This window comes from Streptomyces sp. NPDC025793 (assembly GCF_055558375.1).
The window spans coordinates 1-2,286 of sequence record NZ_JBVHMR010000134.1 but is presented as its reverse complement, the minus strand read 5'-3'; the positions used below and the strand labels follow the sequence as shown (position 1 = coordinate 2,286).

Annotated in this window: 1 protein-coding gene; it reads left to right on the top strand. The window is 73.5% G+C overall.

Annotated features, from left to right (window positions below; genetic code table 11):
• Positions 1 to 2,286 (top strand): type I polyketide synthase (locus ACZ4MF_RS48850; protein WP_467500899.1); only part of this gene is annotated, 2,286 nt, incomplete at both ends.

The following is a 2,286-nucleotide window of genomic DNA, read 5'->3' as shown; positions in this document are numbered from 1 at the left end:
GAGGTGCTGCCTCTGCTGGAGGGTCGTGCGGGCGAGGTGTCGATCGCCGCGGTCAACGGTCCTCGGGCGGTGGTGATCGCGGGTGTCGAGGCTGCCGTCATCGAGGTTGCGGAGGAGCTGAAGGCACGGGGTCGGCGTACGTCGCGTCTGCGGGTCTCGCACGCCTTCCACTCGCCGCTGATGGAGCCGATGCTGGACGCGTTCCGCGAGGTGGCGGAGGGTATCGGGTACGGCACTGCGTCGATCCCGGTCGTGTCGAATGTGACCGGACAGCTGGCCGGGGACGGGGAGTTGGCGTCGGCGGACTACTGGGTGCGGCATGTCCGTGAGGCGGTTCGCTTCGCCGATGGCGTGGCCGCGCTGGTGGCCGAGGGGGTGACGCGTTTCCTGGAGATCGGACCCGACGGCACCCTCACCGCCCTCGCGCAGAACGGCGCGGCGGACGACGCGCTGTACGTGCCGGTCCTCCGCAAGGACGGCCAGGAGACCCAGCACCTCGTGACGGCCCTCGCGCGACTGCACGTGAACGGGGCCTCGGTGGCGTGGACCACGCTTCTCCAGGGCGCCGGCACTGTCGAGCTGCCCACGTACGCCTTCCGCCGCGACCGCTACTGGCTGGAGCGCTCCTACGGCGAGGACGGATCGGCCGTCGAGGTCAGCGGACCGCACCACACGGTCGTCTGGCGTACGGTCGCCGGTCTGCCCGAAGGTTCCCGGCTGTCAGGGCACTGGCTGTTCCTCAGGCCCGTGTCCCTGGACGGCTCCGACGGCTGGGACGGCGCGCTGACCAGTGCCCTGCGCGACGCGGGGGCGCAACTGGTCGTCGTCGAGCACCACCACAGCGACACCCGGGCCGAGTTGGCCCGCCGGATCGCCGTAGCCGTCGAGGACACCCCGGTCACCGGTGTCGTCTCCACGCTCGCTCTGGAGCGCGGCGAGAACGGCGACGTGCCCGGCGGCGTGCTCGCGACCACGATGCTCGTGCAGGCACTCGGTGACGCCGCTGTCCTGGCACCGCTGTGGACGCTGACCCGGGGAGCAGTCACCACCACGGCCGGCGACCCCGCATCGGAACCGGACCAGGCCGCCGTCTGGGGCCTAGGCCGCGTCGTGGCCCTGGAACACCCCGATCGCTGGGGCGGTCTCGTGGACCTGCCCCCGACGCTGGACGGGCGCTCGGCGGCCCGGCTCGTCACGCTGCTCGCCGAGGGCGCGAAGGCCGTGAGCCCGCAGGAGGACCAGGCCGCGATCCGTACCGGTGGTGTCCTGGGCCGCCGTCTGGTTCCGACCTCCCGCGCACCGGAATCGGTCTGGCAGCCGTCCGGCACGATCCTGGTGACCGGTGGCACGGGCGCGCTGGGCGCCAGGGTGGCCCGGTGGGCCGCCCGGCAGGGCGCGGCGCACCTGGTCCTGGTCAGCCGCAGCGGAGCCCAGGCGCCGGGTGCCGAGGAGCTGCGACGCGAACTGCGTGACATCGGCGCCGAAGTGACCCTGGCCGCACTCGACCTGACGGACCGTGAGAAGCTGCGCGCGCTGCTCGACACCCACCCCGTGGACGCGGTCGTCCACACCGCCGGAGTGCTGGAGGACGGCGTCCTCGACGGTCTCACGCCGGGCGCGTTCAGGAACGTCTTCGCCGCCAAGGTCGCCGGTGCGCGCAACCTGGACGAGCTGACCCGCGACCGCGACCTCTCCGCCTTCATCCTCTTCTCGTCCTTCGCCGGCACGGTCGGCTCCGCCGGACAGGCCAACTACGCGGCTGCCAACGCCCTGTTGGACGCCCTCGCGGAACGCCGCAGGAGCGAGGGCCTGCCCGCCACGTCGATCGCGTGGGGGCCCTGGGCCGGTGGCGGCATGGCCGCCGACGCCGACGCGGAGGGCCGCCAACTGCGCGGCGGCGTCGGCTTGCTCGACCCCGACCGGGCCCTGGACGCCCTCGCGGCCTGCGCTGCGGACGCGTCCGCTGTCGCCTTCGTGGCCGATGTCGACTGGAGCCGCTTCGGCCCCGCCTTCACCGCGGTCCGGCCCAGCTCGCTCCTCAGCGAGGTGTACCGCGCCCCGGCCGGGCCCGAGACCACCGCCGAGACCGTCACGACCGGACTGCAAGCCCGGTTGCGCGACCTCGCCCCCGAAGCCCGCCGACGTGAACTCCTCACCGAGGTGCGCGCCCGGGCCGCCGCGGCACTCGGGTACGCCGGCGCCGAACAGGTCGGTGCGGAGCGGGCGTTCCGGGATCTGGGTGTGGATTCGTTGATCGCGGTGGAGCTGCGCAACGTCCTGGCCGCG